The 14,999-nt window shown below is 39.3% G+C and carries 14 protein-coding genes and 1 pseudogene; 7 read left to right on the top strand and 8 right to left on the bottom strand.

Features of this window, described 5'->3' with window-relative positions; all coding sequences use genetic code 11:
- Positions 1-188: 188 nt before the first annotated feature.
- Entirely contained in the window at positions 189-1,637 is a 1,449-nt protein-coding gene (locus FHG64_RS13160) for a TonB-dependent receptor (RefSeq protein WP_139066837.1), read from the top strand.
- Positions 1,638-1,772: 135 nt separating this feature from the next.
- On the opposite strand, the gene FHG64_RS13155 is transcribed toward FHG64_RS13160, so the two are convergent.
- Positions 1,773-3,299, bottom strand: a complete 1,527-nt coding sequence (locus FHG64_RS13155; protein ID WP_139066836.1) for a carboxypeptidase-like regulatory domain-containing protein — start codon at positions 3,297-3,299, stop codon at positions 1,773-1,775.
- 123 nt (positions 3,300-3,422) lie between these two features.
- On the bottom strand, positions 3,423-5,372 hold the full coding sequence (locus FHG64_RS13150) for a M1 family metallopeptidase (protein WP_139066835.1): 1,950 nt from the start codon (positions 5,370-5,372) through the stop codon (positions 3,423-3,425).
- 534 nt (positions 5,373-5,906) lie between these two features.
- On the opposite strand from FHG64_RS13150, the gene FHG64_RS13145 reads away from it, so the two are divergent.
- Positions 5,907-6,326 (top strand): EthD family reductase, encoded by a 420-nt coding sequence (locus FHG64_RS13145; RefSeq protein ID WP_139066834.1) that lies wholly within the window; start codon positions 5,907-5,909, stop codon positions 6,324-6,326.
- 79 nt (positions 6,327-6,405) lie between these two features.
- Here the strand turns inward: FHG64_RS13145 and FHG64_RS13140 are convergent, their stop codons facing one another.
- Positions 6,406-6,876 (bottom strand): nuclear transport factor 2 family protein, encoded by a 471-nt coding sequence (locus tag FHG64_RS13140; protein ID WP_139066833.1) that lies wholly within the window; start codon positions 6,874-6,876, stop codon positions 6,406-6,408.
- 315 nt (positions 6,877-7,191) lie between these two features.
- On the opposite strand from FHG64_RS13140, the gene FHG64_RS13135 reads away from it, so the two are divergent.
- Entirely contained in the window at positions 7,192-7,704 is a 513-nt protein-coding gene (locus FHG64_RS13135; RefSeq protein WP_139066832.1) for a hypothetical protein, read from the top strand.
- Between the two features lie 562 nt (positions 7,705-8,266).
- Here the strand turns inward: FHG64_RS13135 and FHG64_RS13130 are convergent.
- Positions 8,267-8,884 carry a DUF4403 family protein gene (locus FHG64_RS13130; protein ID WP_139066831.1) on the bottom strand — a complete coding sequence of 206 codons (618 nt, stop codon included), beginning with the start codon at positions 8,882-8,884 and terminating at the stop codon, positions 8,267-8,269.
- Between the two features lie 201 nt (positions 8,885-9,085).
- On the opposite strand from FHG64_RS13130, the pseudogene FHG64_RS13125 reads away from it, so the two are divergent.
- A pseudogene (locus FHG64_RS13125) lies at positions 9,086-9,603 on the top strand (gamma carbonic anhydrase family protein).
- A gap of 60 nt (positions 9,604-9,663) precedes the next feature.
- Here the strand turns inward: FHG64_RS13125 and FHG64_RS13120 are convergent.
- Positions 9,664-10,227: a sugar O-acetyltransferase gene (locus FHG64_RS13120; RefSeq protein ID WP_139066830.1), complete on the bottom strand. Its 564-nt coding sequence runs from the start codon at positions 10,225-10,227 to the stop codon at positions 9,664-9,666.
- A gap of 197 nt (positions 10,228-10,424) precedes the next feature.
- Here FHG64_RS13120 and FHG64_RS13115 point away from each other — a divergent pair, with 197 nt between their 5' ends.
- From FHG64_RS13115 to FHG64_RS13105, 3 genes are all read left to right on the top strand, one after another.
- A complete protein-coding gene (locus FHG64_RS13115) occupies positions 10,425-10,865 on the top strand; it encodes a universal stress protein (RefSeq protein ID WP_139066829.1) in 441 nt (146 codons plus the stop codon).
- Positions 10,866-11,210: 345 nt separating this feature from the next.
- On the top strand, positions 11,211-12,419 hold the full coding sequence (locus FHG64_RS13110) for a site-specific integrase (protein WP_139066828.1): 1,209 nt from the start codon (positions 11,211-11,213) through the stop codon (positions 12,417-12,419).
- 178 nt (positions 12,420-12,597) lie between these two features.
- On the top strand, positions 12,598-13,560 hold the full coding sequence (locus tag FHG64_RS13105) for an ion channel (RefSeq protein ID WP_139066827.1): 963 nt from the start codon (positions 12,598-12,600) through the stop codon (positions 13,558-13,560).
- 273 nt (positions 13,561-13,833) lie between these two features.
- Here FHG64_RS13105 and FHG64_RS13100 read toward each other — a convergent pair whose 3' ends face one another.
- The 3 genes from FHG64_RS13100 to FHG64_RS20005 are packed head-to-tail and all read right to left on the bottom strand — an operon-like array spanning position 13,834 to position 14,884.
- Positions 13,834-14,226 carry a hypothetical protein gene (locus FHG64_RS13100; RefSeq protein WP_139066826.1) on the bottom strand — a complete coding sequence of 131 codons (393 nt, stop codon included), beginning with the start codon at positions 14,224-14,226 and terminating at the stop codon, positions 13,834-13,836.
- A 29-nt stretch (positions 14,227-14,255) separates the two neighbouring features.
- Positions 14,256-14,471 (bottom strand): hypothetical protein, encoded by a 216-nt coding sequence (locus FHG64_RS13095; protein WP_139066825.1) that lies wholly within the window; start codon positions 14,469-14,471, stop codon positions 14,256-14,258.
- 17 nt (positions 14,472-14,488) lie between these two features.
- Positions 14,489-14,884 carry a YetF domain-containing protein gene (locus FHG64_RS20005; protein ID WP_251805109.1) on the bottom strand — a complete coding sequence of 132 codons (396 nt, stop codon included), beginning with the start codon at positions 14,882-14,884 and terminating at the stop codon, positions 14,489-14,491.
- Positions 14,885-14,999 lie beyond the last annotated feature (115 nt).

The following is a 14,999-nucleotide window of genomic DNA, read 5'->3' as shown; positions in this document are numbered from 1 at the left end:
CTTAAACATAATTAAGACCGGGACTTCTCGGCCTTTTTTTTATTGCCGGTGAAATCTCCTGCCCATCTTGCTTTGTAAGCGATGACAGGTATGATAATACTCAGTTTTAACCAACTTCTAACCTTTCTTTTCCCCGCCATAGGCTTTAATTTTCTTAAATTAGTGCTCCTAACCAAAACGAGATACTTATGCCTTCATCACTATTGGGAGATAAGGAACTGGAAACTGAATTATCTGTTAAGAACAAAGCTCTTAGAGTAAATCTTAACGAGAATATATATGGCACTTTTGCTGAAATTGGCGCCGGGCAGGAAACTGTAAGAAATTTTTTCAGGGCCGGCGGTGCCTCCGGAACTATAGCTAAAACCATAAGCGCTTACGACAAGGATTTTAGCGACGCCATTTACGGGCTGGAGCCACAGGGAAGGTATGTTACCGAGGCCAGGCTCAAGGCAATGCTTAATTATGAGACTACCCTTATAGAAGAAAGGATCTCCCGTGAAAAGCACCCTAATAAGCTTTTCTTTAGTTATGCCAATACAGTGGCGACCATAGATTTTGCCAAGAGATATAAGGGTCATGGCTGGTTAGGGATAAGATTCCAGGCCCATCCCAGGGAAGAATACAGTGAAATAATCATTCATGTTCAGTTTCACGAAACCAACGCTGCCTTACAACAAATTACCCTTGGAATTATGGGGGTCAACTTAATATACGGGGCGTTCTATTTACATGATGACCCAAATGCCCTTTTAAAAAGCCTTTATGACCATATCAATAAGGATAAGATCGAGATAGACCTCATCAATTTCTCAGGTCCGCTTTTTAAAGATGTCGATAACAGGCTTATAAGCCTGCAACTCGTAAAGAATGAAATGACCCAGGCCGTAATGTTTTCGCCGGAAGGAAATATGGTTTTGCCTGCCAGTATCCTTTACAAAAAGAACATCTTAACCCTTCGTGGAAGTTTTCGCCCGGTGACAAGGGTGAATATGAGCATGTATGAGAAATCCCTGGAGATGTTCCAGAAGGAGAAAAAAGTAGACCCTAACAATACCGTTGTAATATTCGAGATGACACTTTCCAACCTTAGGGCTGAGGGGGAGATAGATGAAAGGGATTTTATGGCGCGGGCAGATTTACTTGGCTCCCTTGGACAAACCGTTATGATCTCCAACTTCCAGGAATATTATAAAGTAGTGGAATATTTCTCTGCTCACACCAAAGAGCGAATGGGGCTCACTATGGGGGTAAATACCTTCATAGAGATCTTTGATGAAAAATACTACAGGCATCTTAGCGGGGGAATTCTGGAAGCTTTTGGAAAACTCTTCTTCCGTGACCTCAAGATCTATCTTTACCCATTGAAAAATAAGGAAACAGGCGAGATCACCACCAGTGAAAATCTAAAGGTGCATCCAAGAATGAAAGAGCTTTATAAATTCTTTAAAGACAATGGAAGAGTTGTGGATATTACCGATTATGACCCTGAGATCCTTGATATTTATTCCCGGGAAGTTTATGGAATGATACAGGAAGAAAAAACAGGATGGGAAGAGATGTTGCCCGAAGCGGTTACTGCTATGATCAAGGAAAAAGGAATGTTCAGGAAACAGGTGCAGGAAAAGCTGAAATAAATGCTGTTACAATTGTGCCTGGCTACTTCCATAAGAGAATAGTGCTGAACTCTTTTTGCAAGGTTTTGGATTTCCACTGGAAAAACTGAGAGCCCGTATATTTGAAAGGTTGGATCCTAACACGAAGTTTAAGCCTTAATAAATCTCTTCTTTACTTTCAGGAACAGTAAAGGCTCTTATGGCTGCGTTGGGTTCTATAATATTATATCCTTTCCAGAATTCGGGATTGTACAATTTAAAAGTTTCGTAATCAAAAGTGGTTGACGGCTCCAACCCTTCATACTTCGCCTGGTCCAGGGAAGTTTGCTCATAGATCACCATTTGATGTTTTGTAAGCTGCCCTGTATTGATCTTGATATTAAGGTCCAGTTCATTTTGCTTTCTGCGTCCTTTTACATATTTGTTTTTCTCAATGATCTTTAGAGGCCTGTGTAAGCCAAAGCTCTCGCCTTTCTCAACTTCCAGATATGCCGGGTCATATTTTCCCTTATCATTCCTGTTAAAGATCATTTTCCCGCGGTAAACATCCTTCATAGTACTTATCCCAAAAAGCCTGAAACTTTTCAAAGACTTTACATTCTCATATTCCATCCTGTGCACTCCGAAATCCCCGGTGTTTACATATAATTTTCCTTTAAAATCTGCTCCGCGTTTTGGTTCAAAATCGATCACATACACCATTTCCTCACCCATTTGGAGGAAACCCGTTTTTATGAATTTATATTTTCTGGGATTTTCCAGCACATCCATGGTCATATCGGTATTCCAGAAAGCTGTACCAAGCAATGATTTTATCTTGGAGTTTATCGACTTGTGAAGGTTGTTCTGTTTCAGCAAAAAGGCTTTTTCGAGTTCTTCCGGGGTTTTCACTTTCTGCTGCTTTTCCTTTTCTTTTTCTTCCCTGGATTCAAGTTCAAGTTCTTCAGCATCAAGTTTTACCCCAATAATGCCCGTCTTGATCTTCAGGAAGGAATTGCTTTTGATATTTGTTTTCAGGATATCCTCTACCTTATCCACCAGCTCTGTAAGGCCTTCTGTACTTTGAGGGTTATGAAGGTTTGCTGCCTTCAGGATCTGTAGCTTTTGGGTATCGTAATTTCCGTAGAAATCTCCCAGCACCTCTTTGTAAGAATCAGAATACCGCGGTACACTGTTGGAAATTTGGGTCATTAGTGCCTGGTCAAGATCTGGAAATGTGCTTTTATCTACCAGGAGTGCAAACCTGCCAACATTATTTACATTGGATTCCCTGAAGAAGAATTTCTTTTGGGAGAGTTCAAAGTTATAATTTGCGGCTACATTTTCTTTTACCTTTTTAATGATCTCCTCCGGTTTCAGGTCCTTGTTTGTGAGGAACACATTCCCGAGTTCTATAGTGGCAGGCTTTAATGGGATTTGATCCTTTACATCCATTAACCCCATTCTAAGACTGGCATAACCCATTGAGGAGATCTCCATGGTATCTTGTGCTGAAAATTTTCCGTAGAGGCTGAAGCTTCCTTCCTCATTCGTGACCACGCCCTTCCCTGGTGCATATTTTACCGTGGCAAACGGTACAGGTGCCTTAGTTTGGGAATCTATTATAACGGCTGAAATTTCCTGCGCTTCCATCAACTGGACCTGAAACAGGGAAATAATCAAAATGGAAAGAATAAACTTCATAGATCTTCATTTATAAAAAAGACGTGCAAGCAGGATTTTTGTTACATCCCCGGCCTTAAAATTCAATAAAAAATCCCGCCTATCGAGCGGGATTTTCTATTGAATGATAATTTATTTTCCAACCTATCTTTCCTGGTAAAAATTCCCCGGCCAGGCATCATTTGAAAAATTAACATCGGGTAGCACCTTTTCAGGATCAAGTTCCACGCTTTGCACCTGCTTATCTGTTCTTAACAGGTAATTCCAGCTGTTGCCCCGCTGCCATATTTCAACCGGAAGCCTTTTATCTTCTGTATCGCCATCACTATATGTTATTCTCATTTCCACCGGCATAGGGATATCCCCGCGATTGGAAAGGCTTATTACATAATTTCCCTGGTAGGATTGCACCCCATCTATAGCGATATCAATATTACCTGTACCATAGAACCAGCCTTTCCAGAACCAGTCCAGGTTCTCGCCTGCCACATTCTCCATATGGTTGAAAAAATCATTGGGTTGCGGATGCTTAAAAGCCCAGGCTTTAATATAGGATCTAAACGCATTGTCAAACCGCTCTTCTCCAAGGATATATTCCCTTAACAGGAAGAGTCCCATTGCAGGTTTATAATAAGCGATCATTCCCAGGTTTTGCAAATTGGCAACATCTGGATACGTATCTATACCTTCACGGTTTGGATTTAAGAACCAGCCGGTCATATTCCTCATTCGGTTGAGTCTTGATGGATACTCGCCATTATTGAAGTCCAGGGTACTATAGTGGTTAATAAAGGTATTGAAACCTTCATCCATCCAGGCATAGCGCCTCTCATTGGAACCTACGATCATAGGGAACCAGTTATGTCCAAATTCATGGTCGGTTACTCCCCACAGGGAAGCCCCTTTGCTTTGCCAGCTGCAAAAGTTAAGGCCGGGATACTCCATCCCCCCAATATCTGCAGCTACATTCACGGCTACAGGCCAGGGGTATTCGTACCATTTTTCAGAATAATGTTCTACAGAGGCTTTAGAATATTCTGTAGACCTGCTCCAGGCATCCTGCCCATCGCTTTCCTTAGGGTAAGCACTTTGTGCCATCGCTTTTCTTCCGCTGGGAAGATCGATCTTTGCAGCGTCCCAGATAAAGGCTTTTGAAGAGGCAAAAGCCACATCCCGGGAATTCTCAATTTTAAAATGCCAGGTAAGGGTTCCTTCCTGTTTTGCTCTAATAGAAGGATCATTTACTTCCTCTGGCCTAATTAGGTACACAGTAGAATCACTTCTGGAAGCCTGCTCCATTCGCTCTCGCACCTTGGGAGACAGCACCTGCCGGGGATTGAGCAAAGCACCAGAGCCAACCACAATATGGTCAAAGGGTGCGGTGATCTTATATTCAAAAGTGCCATAGTCATAATAGAATTCGCCTGCACCCAGGTAAGGCTCAACATTCCAGCCCACTACATCATCAAGAACGGCTACCTGCGGGAACCACTGGGCCATAGCGTAAATGGTACCATCTCCCACATCCAGCCTTCCCATACGGTCCATTCCTTCTACCGGGATCTTATATTCAAAATCCATAGAGATCGTGGCCTTACCTCCATTGGCAGTAATTGGCTCCTCAAAGAATACCTGCATACGGGTATCATCTATTATGTACTTTGAGGAAGTACTCCTTTTTACTTTAGCCTGCAGGTTATTAATAGTATATCCCCCATCAACATCCCCGTCATAACGGTTTCCCTGTATAGGAGTTGTCAAAGAACCCCGGGAATCTTCCCTAAACCGGTTTTGTTCAAGGTACATCCAGATAAATTCCAGGTCCTCGGGACTGTTATTTGTATAGGTAACTGTGATCTTCCCGGTGAGGGTGTGAGCCTCGTCGTTAAGTGTTGCTTCTATATTATAATCGGCCGCATTTTGCCAGTAGTCAGGTCCCGGCCTCCCTGAAGCAGTCCGGTAGGTATTACCCTGCCTGTAGGTGAATTCATTAAAAACATCCTGGTTGGTTTGCCTAACTTCCTGTCCCTGTACCCCGGGTATACCCGTGATCATAAAAGCCAGGGCAACTGTTACTTTTGATAAATAATTCATTGATATATTTTTTGATGTGGCTAATTTAAAGAAAAGCCTATAAAAACAGAGGCAAATGAATACTCCTTAGCAGAAATATATCAATCTTAAAGCAGGGTTTGCTAAACATTCCTTTTAGATCAAAATTTACCATTTTTGCAGATCCCGTTCTATCCAGATTAAGAGGGCTACCCAGCTCTTCCAGGAGCGAGTTTGGAGTTCAAAAATTTTGAGATCTTCAACTGAAGGTGAAGTTTTCATTTTCAAGTCATTATGACCTACAAGCCTGGATTCTAAATTCTGGATCCTAACGCATATCGCGATCAAGACCCATGGTACACCACCTTGAATTAAAAAGTAGAATTTCTAATATTATTAAATAAGCAGTGGAAAAGTCCGCAGGGAATATAAGGGATTTTACCACCATGTATTCTCCCTGTGAACCTGTACATTCTCAACCCGGTAATCTTCCTAATTGGAAATATTATTTTTTCCCGCTTCTTTTACGAGATCTCATTAGGACCTTTTTTCAGGACGAACATTAAAATAGTAACTATGAAAACGATCAACACTTATGTGACAGGAGTTATTCTTCTCCTTTTCATCTTCATCTCTTTCAGCTTTCTGGACCGTGAGGAAAATCCCAATCCTGAGGCTGTAAAATTAACCGTGATCTATGGGCTTCCAGATGACCCTGAAGCAATTGAAGAATATTATTATTCTACCCACGCGGCACTAGCTGCAAAAATGAAAGGGGTCACCAGAATGGAACTTACCAAATTTGAAAGTTCTCCAGATGGAAGTCCTATCGAATTTTACAGGATGGCAGAGCTTTATTTTCCCAGTATGGAGGCATTACAGCAAACACTTAATTCACCTGAGGGTAAGGCGGTACTAGCAGATGTTGATAATTTTGCAACTGGAGGAATCTCTGCAATTATTGGTACGCCTGGAGATTTTAAATTTGCTGAATAGAATTTTTGCAACTTAACAGGAGTTGAGATAAATTTCCCACGGGAATGGACTATTTCGGGGGAAATTCTGAGGATCATTATTAATTTGCCGCACTGTCTTTAATGAAATCCCTGTAGATCTTCCAGGTGCCCCGGTCCTTTTTCCAAATCACGACATATTCATTTTGTGCAAGTTGTTCTCCCTGCTCATTAAGAATATTGGCCACTCCATATTCATAGGCCATATTTCCAAAAACTTCCAGCTCCTTAATTTCCAGGTCCAAATTGATCCCTGCGCTTATCACCCCGTCAAGCATACCCTCGATTTCGCTCTGGCCAGTGGCCACACCACCCTGAGGGGGATACAGTTTTGCATCACTTGTATAATAATTCTCTACGATGGCTGCAGCATTTCCATCCTTAAAATGTTTGGCAAAATCCCTGTAGACTTCCTCGATGGCAGACTTTACATTTGAATTACTTTCACTTGACTGTGCCTGTACAGCCGCAGGAAAACTGAAACCCAACAGCAACATCACAAACAAAACCACCACTCGTTTTAAATCTCTCATAATTATAAGTATTTAGGTTATTAATTGGTTATAAGGCTCAATGCAGGCAGTGCCAGTGAAAAAGCAGGAGCATTACAATTTAACACGCACTAAATCAATTTTTTGGAGAAATATAAATTAACTAAAAAAACTTTATGCTGCGCAAAAAAATTTATAGCCGCCAAGTTTTTTTGCCAAGGAAGACAAAATGAGTTATAAAATATTCTGGAAATGGAGTCCAAAAAAAAATATCAGCTTCTGCTTTAACACAATATTATAAGAAGAGAGTAACATATTTTGTAATTTTCAGGTAATTAATATTAAAAACCAACTAATATGAAAAATATCTTAATGATCCTGGCTGTTGTTGCAATAGGTTTAACCAGCTGTAATGACAATAGTAAAAATCTATCTAGCGAATTTGAGGAATTACAGAGGGAAAATGACAGCATAAGGACTGTACACAGTGAATTCCAGGGAACTCATAAACAAATGATGGATAATCACCAAAACCTGTCCCAGCAACTTGAGGGAAGGGAACTTGAAGATTCAACCTGGATTGAGGATCTTGCCGAGCATGAAGTGATCATCAAGAGACACGAGGCTTTAATGGCCAAGCACGACCAAATGCTACAGGGCCATGAAGAGCTAAGAGGTAATTTTGGCAACCTTTCTACTGCTGAGATGGAATCACAAATAGCAGCTATGAGAGAAGACCATGATGAAATTATGAGTGATCACGAAACCATGCGAAGCGAGCATGACAGTATGGAAAGCGATTTCGAGAATATACGTCAGAATATGGCTGATGCCGAGAATGACGATGAGAATACCGACGACACAAATTAACCCCCTGTAATTTGTTTGAGAAAAAGGGATCTGTCTTACAAGCCAGATCCCTTTTTTATTTTAGATCATCTCCTATTTATAAAAGAGAAGACCATCAATCCAGGTACCGGGAAATAATTAATTAATATTGCCGGGTTTAGATATTTAACGGCTTTCCTGAGGGCTTCAATGCTTTATCGGCGAAACCCTATTGCACAGAGAAAGGTTTTAGGATCAAAAGAATTTTTAGAATTTTAAAATTATTCAGCAAAGGTTTAGATGTTGTTAAGCATTGAACTTTAAGGTCCAGGTTCTATAAGATCGGGAATCTTTACCATTGTTGTCCGATTAAAATATGTGAAATTTCCATTAACACTTGTTATAGATAGTCAAAGGACATATCAACCTCGACCAGGGGGTGGTTTTGGATCTAAAATAGTTTAGGAGATTTCAAGTTATGCAGCAGACTGTAAGTAACTATTTTCCAGGCACTCAGGTTTTAGTCCAAATTTTAAATTCTAGAAGCAGAGGGATCCAGACTCTTTTCCCGGATAACATTGAGCTTTAATCAATAATTAGTGTATTATAAGTTTATTTCCTTAATCTCCACCCCGGTCGCTCCACGAATTTTTAAGACCAGATAGATCGCTTCCCTCCCTGTTCTAAATTCCCGGATATGCACTTCCTCCATCTCTCCTGAGAGGTATACACCATCCCCTGCCTGCATGGACGTCGCAAGTTTTTCATTGAGTTTCGTAAGTTGCGGTTCCAGGTGGGGCCTGAAATCGACCTTCATGTTCTTCTTGAGCTTCCCGTAAATAATCTTGTTTGCAACGGTCTCAATGGTTTTATTCATCAACCAGTTATTACTGGTGCCCTTAATTTTAAAATCCCCAACCTCCAGGTTTTGGTCCACTTCATTAAAATCTATAGCCGCATGAAAGAGTATCCCGGCCGTTTTATTTTTATAAAGGGTCATAAGGCTGTTAAAGGTAAGTTCCACACTAAGGTCATAACCTTCTTCCATACTGCTGCCAAGCCTAACGTTCAACACCTCGGCATATTTAGTAACATCTCCATTTTCTTTCTCCACCTGGAAAGTCTCTCCTACCATTCTCTCCCGCAAAACATTTTCCAGAACATCAAACCCAATCTTTACGGGTAGGTTGATATCTATATTATCGTGCACCCAGTTTTCCATTTTTATTAATTTCAGGATAGTATGTCAAAGATTTGAAAATTTGATGGGAAAAGCGGCTCTTTTAAGAATAAACTAGCCAATAATTAACGAAAACCTCCCGGAGAACCACCCCTTCAGATTTTTTGCTCTTATTTCCTTTGTTTTTACCACAAGGCAACTGTATTTTTTTATTTTTATACCCATACATAAAACCTTAGTAATATGCCTTTAGTTCTTTCTGTAAAAGATAAAAGCCCTCAAGTAGGAAAAAATTGCTTTATAGCTGAAAATGCAACAATTGTGGGAGATGTAGTAATGGGGAGGAATGCTCTGTATGGTTTACCGCCGTGATAAGGGGAGATGTAAATGCCATAACGATTGGAAACAAAACTAATATTCAGGACGGCGCGGTGATCCACTGCACTTATGAAAAAGCAGCAACAAGAATTGGAAGCAACGTATCTATAGGCCACAGGGCCATTGTCCACGGCTGTACTGTAAAAGACAATGTGCTTATTGGAATGGGCGCCATTGTAATGGATAACGCTGTGGTTGAGGAAAATTGCATTGTCGCTGCAGGAGCAGTGGTCCTGGAAAATACCATTTGTGAAGCAGGACATATTTATGCAGGTATCCCCGCGAAGAAAATAAAGAAGTTAACTGCGGAACAAGTTGAAAATATGAAGAAAACTGCCGGCAATTATATCATGTACAGCGGTTGGTTTAAAAATGAGGGGTAGGTAATAATATAGAAAGTAATTAGCTGAGCTTCACCTGGCTTTTTACGACAACCAATCGGGTTATTCCCTGATCTTTCTGATGACCCGGCAGGGGTTGCCGGCAGCAAAAACATCTGCCGGGATATCTTTGGTGACAACACTCCCCGCTCCAATTACGCTGCGATCTCCTATCTTCACCCCGGGACAAATCACAGCACTCCCTCCAACCCACACATCTTCCCCGATCTCGATAGGTTTTGCATATTCTACCCCAGATGATCTTTCATTATGATCAAGAGGATGGGTTGCTGTATAGATCTGCACATTTGGACCAAACATACTTCGGCTGCCAATCTTTACCTGCATTACATCCAGGACCACACAATTGAAATTAAAGAACACCTTTTCTCCAGTAATGATATTAGCGCCATAATCACAATAAAAAGGTGGCTGCAACCACAGGTCCTTAGCAGCCCCTGGCAATAATTTCATAAGCGTTTCCTTTCTTTTTTGTGGCTGGTCCTCCCCGGTATCATTTAATTCTTTAAGAAGTAACCTCGTTCGAAGCCTTTCCTCAACCAACCCTTTATCAAGGGGATCATATAATTCGCCGGCGAGCATCTTCTCTTTTTCAGATCTTTTCATTGTTTCAAAATCATTTATAGTAATAAAGTAATGAGGAGTTAAAAACAGGAACCAATTAAGGTATGTAATTTTTCTGAGCAGATGGGTGACTAATCTCAGGATTAGGATTTAATCTGAAAGATTCATTTTGTTTCCTTCTTCTGCCTATGACAGTAAATGTAATATTTTGCTTAAATTGAAACAAGAAACTTCAGGATATGAAAAACATACTAGTAGCAGTAGATGACCCCAGGGATGCAGAACAACTTACAAAGCACGCGGTTAATATTGCCGAACTAACAAATGCCAGGATCTGGATAATTCACGTTTCACAGGGAAACCCCCATGATTTTCTTGCGCGGGAGACGGGACCGCAGTTTGTATACGATAAAAGAGCAGAGGAAAATAAAAAAGAGGCTGCTTCTATTAAAAAATGGGCCCGTGGGATCGTAGAGAAATATAATGTAGACGCCGAAGGTTTATTGATCGAGGGGCCGGTTACAGAATCAATAAGGAAGATCGTTGATGAAAAAAATATTGATCTGGTCGTTGCCGGTCATAAGAGAAAAAATCTCCTCTATAGCCTGTTTACATCGAACAAGAAAAAGGACCTGGTAGATGATCTAAAAATACCATTGCTCGCAGTACCACTGGAGTAAAAGATTTTTAAATCTTACATTAAGCTCTTCCATTTGCACCACTCCTTTAAATAAACAGGAGAATCCAGTGACCGCGGTGTCATACTTGAGCCAACCGGTCGACAATACCCATAAAAAAAGCCCCTCATTGCTGAGGGGCTTAGTAGCGGGAACTGGACTCGAACCAGTGACCTTCGGGTTATGAGTTTTTTGCCCTACTAGACTAATATTCCACAAACCGCTTGTTTTTCAATGATTTATATTTTTTTAATATAGTATAGAACCAAATAATATCAAGTAAAATCAACAAATGTTGTACCTATGTTGTACCTAATTTATTTATCTTTATAAACTTAAGCATTTATTATGGCAACAGTTAAAGCAGTACTTCGCAGAAAAAAGAATCCTGAAGGCAAATATCCAATAGCAATCAGGATTACTAAAGATAGAAAGAGCTCCTATCTTGGAACTGGGCAGTATTTAGAGGAAAAGTACTGGGATGAGAAAAATAGATGCGTTAGAAAATCCCATCCTTACGCCAGCATTATCAATAACTTTTTAGTTACAAAAGTTGCTGAGGCTAATAAAAAAGTTTTCGAAGCTGAAAACAATGAGGATTATCAAACAGTAAAAGCAATTAAAAAATCTATTAAAAAGACAAAAAAAATAGACTTTTTTGCCATAGCAAATATGCACCTTGATAATTTGAAAAATAGAGAAAAACATCACCAATATGATACTGAGCTCGGCAGGCTCAAAAAGTTTAAAGATTTTCTTAAAAAAAATGAACTCTCATTTAATGAGCTTAACCCGCCCCTGCTCAAAAAATTCGAAACCTATTTACTTCACGACAAAAAACGTTCTCCACGAACAGTTGTGAATTACCTTATTTTAATACGCACCATTTACAATCTTGCTATTTCTGAATCCATAATTGATAGAGGAAGATATCCTTTTGGAAAAGGAAAAGTTCAAATAAAGATACCCGAAAGCCAAAAAATCGGGTTTAATAGTAATGAGATTAAGAAATTAGAAAATGCCATTGATTTAACCGAAGCTCAACAAAAAGCAGTTCATATATGGCTAATTAGTTTTTATTTTGCGGGAATAAGAGTGGGTGATGTTTTAAAGCTGAAGTGGTCTGATTTTAATGATGGAAGGTTAATGTATAGAATGAACAAAAACAGTAAACTCCTTTCTCTAAAAACTTCTGAAAAAGCTAATGTAATATTGGAAAGGTATCGCCAGGATAAATTAACGGATGATGATTTGATTTTCGACTATCTCAGAGGAACAGATTTAAGAGATTCCCAAGAAATTTCAGTTAGAACACAAACTATTACAAGGAATCTTAACAGACACTTGAAAAAGGTAACAGCAAAACTAGGTATAAGCAAGAAAATGAGTATGCATATTGCACGACATAGTTTTGGAAACATTTCAGGCGATAAAATTCCTATACAAATGCTACAAAAATTATATCGTCATTCTTCTGTTACAACTACTATAAATTATCAAGCTAACTTTATTCATCAAGATGCTGATGACGCACTGGAAAAAGTAATCAACTTATAAACCGATTTTTTTCACAAACAGCAATTTCTGAACTGCAACAAATAATTTGAAAAACCCTTCTAGCAGATTATAACGATTCCCTAAATATCGAAAGTAATTTCTACAAAAACAATATCCTACCACCTGCCAATACCCTAACTTCGTAAGCATAAGAACTTCTTTATAAAAGTTTAAAAATATGATCGAATCCCTATACTTAGCAGCTGGAATTATTATTTTAATTCTGGTTATATATGATTTCTTTTTTACCACCCTCTCGGCCAGCGGAATGAGTTTTATTGCTAATGGAGTTTCTATTTTTTCCGACAGGCTTATCCAGTTCGCGGTAAGGGTGGTGGGTAGGAAAGTCTACAATTACCACGGACTTTTTGTGAATTTGATGATTTTATCTGTTTGGGTGATTTTAGCCTGGCTTGGGCTATTCCTTTTGTACTCTTCAAATCCAGAGATGATAACTAACAGTAGTGGAAGGGTGGCCAACGGTTGGGAGAGGTTATATTTCACGGGTTATACGCTGTCAACTCTTGGGATAGGAAATTTTAAACCTGTTTCCGGGGTTTTCGAAATAGTTACAAGTCTCTTCGCTTTTTTTGGCTTCGTGTTTTTTACGAGTTCAATGACTTATTTTATTTCCGTATCTTCTGCAGTAGTCACAAAACGTACTCTGGTGAAGAGCATCTACAATTTGGGTAAGAATCCAGAGGAAATAGCACATAATTTTTTATCATTAGATTCGTCTTATACTTATCAACAGTTCCTGGCCCTGCAAGAAATGGTTGACCGGCATGCCGTTAACCATCATGCCTATCCTGTTGTTCATTTTTACACGCAGGCAAAGGCAAAAAATTGTTTAAGTCTCAACCTCGCCCGGCTTGATGAAGCTTTTTCAATTCTTTTAGGGTCTGACGATGCTGAAAATCTTCACCAGGAATTAAAGCCCTTAAGATCAGCTCTCACTAATTTTATTCAAACTTTGGATACTAAATTTTCAAGTAGCCTTCCTAAAATCAAAAACTCTGTTGATCCTTCTTTTTTTAACTATTCAGAAAAGGTACAGCAGAATACCGACTTGGAAAGCAGGAGAAAAATCCTTCAAAGATTGCTAAAAAGTGAAGGTTTTGGGTGGGAGGATGTGGTTTAAATTTTAGTACCAAAGCCGCACTTCTAGAAGATATATTTCAAATTAGAAATATTATATGGATTCTTACCAAGAGTTTCTCGGCAATCGTTCCATTCGTCCACACAAATTTATTTATAAGCTGAAGGATTAGCAGTTTTAAAAAACACAGCCTTTATTAGAATAATTCTTCTTCTATTCAAGGGGAATATCTTTTGCTATTCATTCTGAGAGGAGCTCTCAGAAATCGGGGTAAAGTAAATTAAGAGTCCAACAGAAAGTAATACGCTAAAGGTTTTATAACCTCAGATGAAATATTTCGTCGATTTCCTCCGGAAAATTAATTCCTAATTTCTCAAAAATTCGTCTTTCTTCCTTCCTTTGTTCATCAAGAGCATCTGCTAAGCCCTCCATCGAACTCTCTACCACGTAAACCTCCTCTTCCCAATCGTCAACCAAGATTAATGAATATCCCGCTCCTTTCCTGATATCATAGGTAGAGTAGCTACCAGGTGAGTATTTCCCAGCTAAAGAAATTTTCTCCTCCCAAAAAGCCTTAGTGGCTAAAAATCTCCCGCGGGACATGTCAGGTTCTCTTATAATACTTAGTATAGAGATTACGTCCTCCTCATATGGTCGGTGTTTTATCCTCTCAACTCTAGATATACCTGGGAAGTTTTTCTCTTTCAAAGTGACTGCTCATAACTTTCAGGTTTGTTTTATTTCTGCCGTTTTATCTCTTGTTCCAGTTCATCCAATTGGATGCGCCCTTTTTCAATTATACGATTTAATTCCCCAATCTTGTCAAGATAAATTGCTACTCTATAATTCCCGTACCCTTCGATAATCTTTTTTAGGAAATCCTCTTTTTGTAAATGGAGATCAAGAAGATCTCTTACAGAGTTCATATATTCTTCAATTCTATTTTTCTCCACGATATTCCTCCTTTTCTCTACCGCTCTACTCCTTCAAGGATCTGTTCATCAACTTCGGTTTCTTTATCTGAATGAAGGACTGACAACTCCCCTGTTCGTTCCCAAACTACTGCCAATATTTTATTCTCTGCAGGCAAATTGAGTTTCTGAATTTTCATCCTAAGATCTTTTTCTGTAAGGTTAACCTTGCTTAGGTTTTCCTGGAAAATCTTTGAATCCTTCATTAGTAAAATCGCCCTTTTACCAGGGAGAGTAAAATTTTTATTCCTTCTGGAAATCTTAAGAAAATACCACGAAAGGAATATTAATGCCACTCCAACTATCCCTTGCGCCAAGGTCGCAGATAAGGCAATTATAATCGCTCCAATAACAGCGCATAGGACTCCTATAGATGTCACTGTCGAATTTTCCATTTTTGGTATCATTTAATATTAATCTGCATTAACAAAGTTGTGGACACTATCCAAACGAACGATGCAGCAGCAATTATAATAATTTCAAATTTAACAAACCAAATCTTTTCCCTTT

The organism is Antarcticibacterium flavum (genome assembly GCF_006159205.1).
GTDB classification, from domain to species: Bacteria; Bacteroidota; Bacteroidia; order Flavobacteriales; family Flavobacteriaceae; genus Gillisia; species Gillisia flava.
The sequence above is the reverse complement of the archived record's forward strand: the minus strand, read 5'-3'. Positions and strand labels throughout refer to the sequence as shown.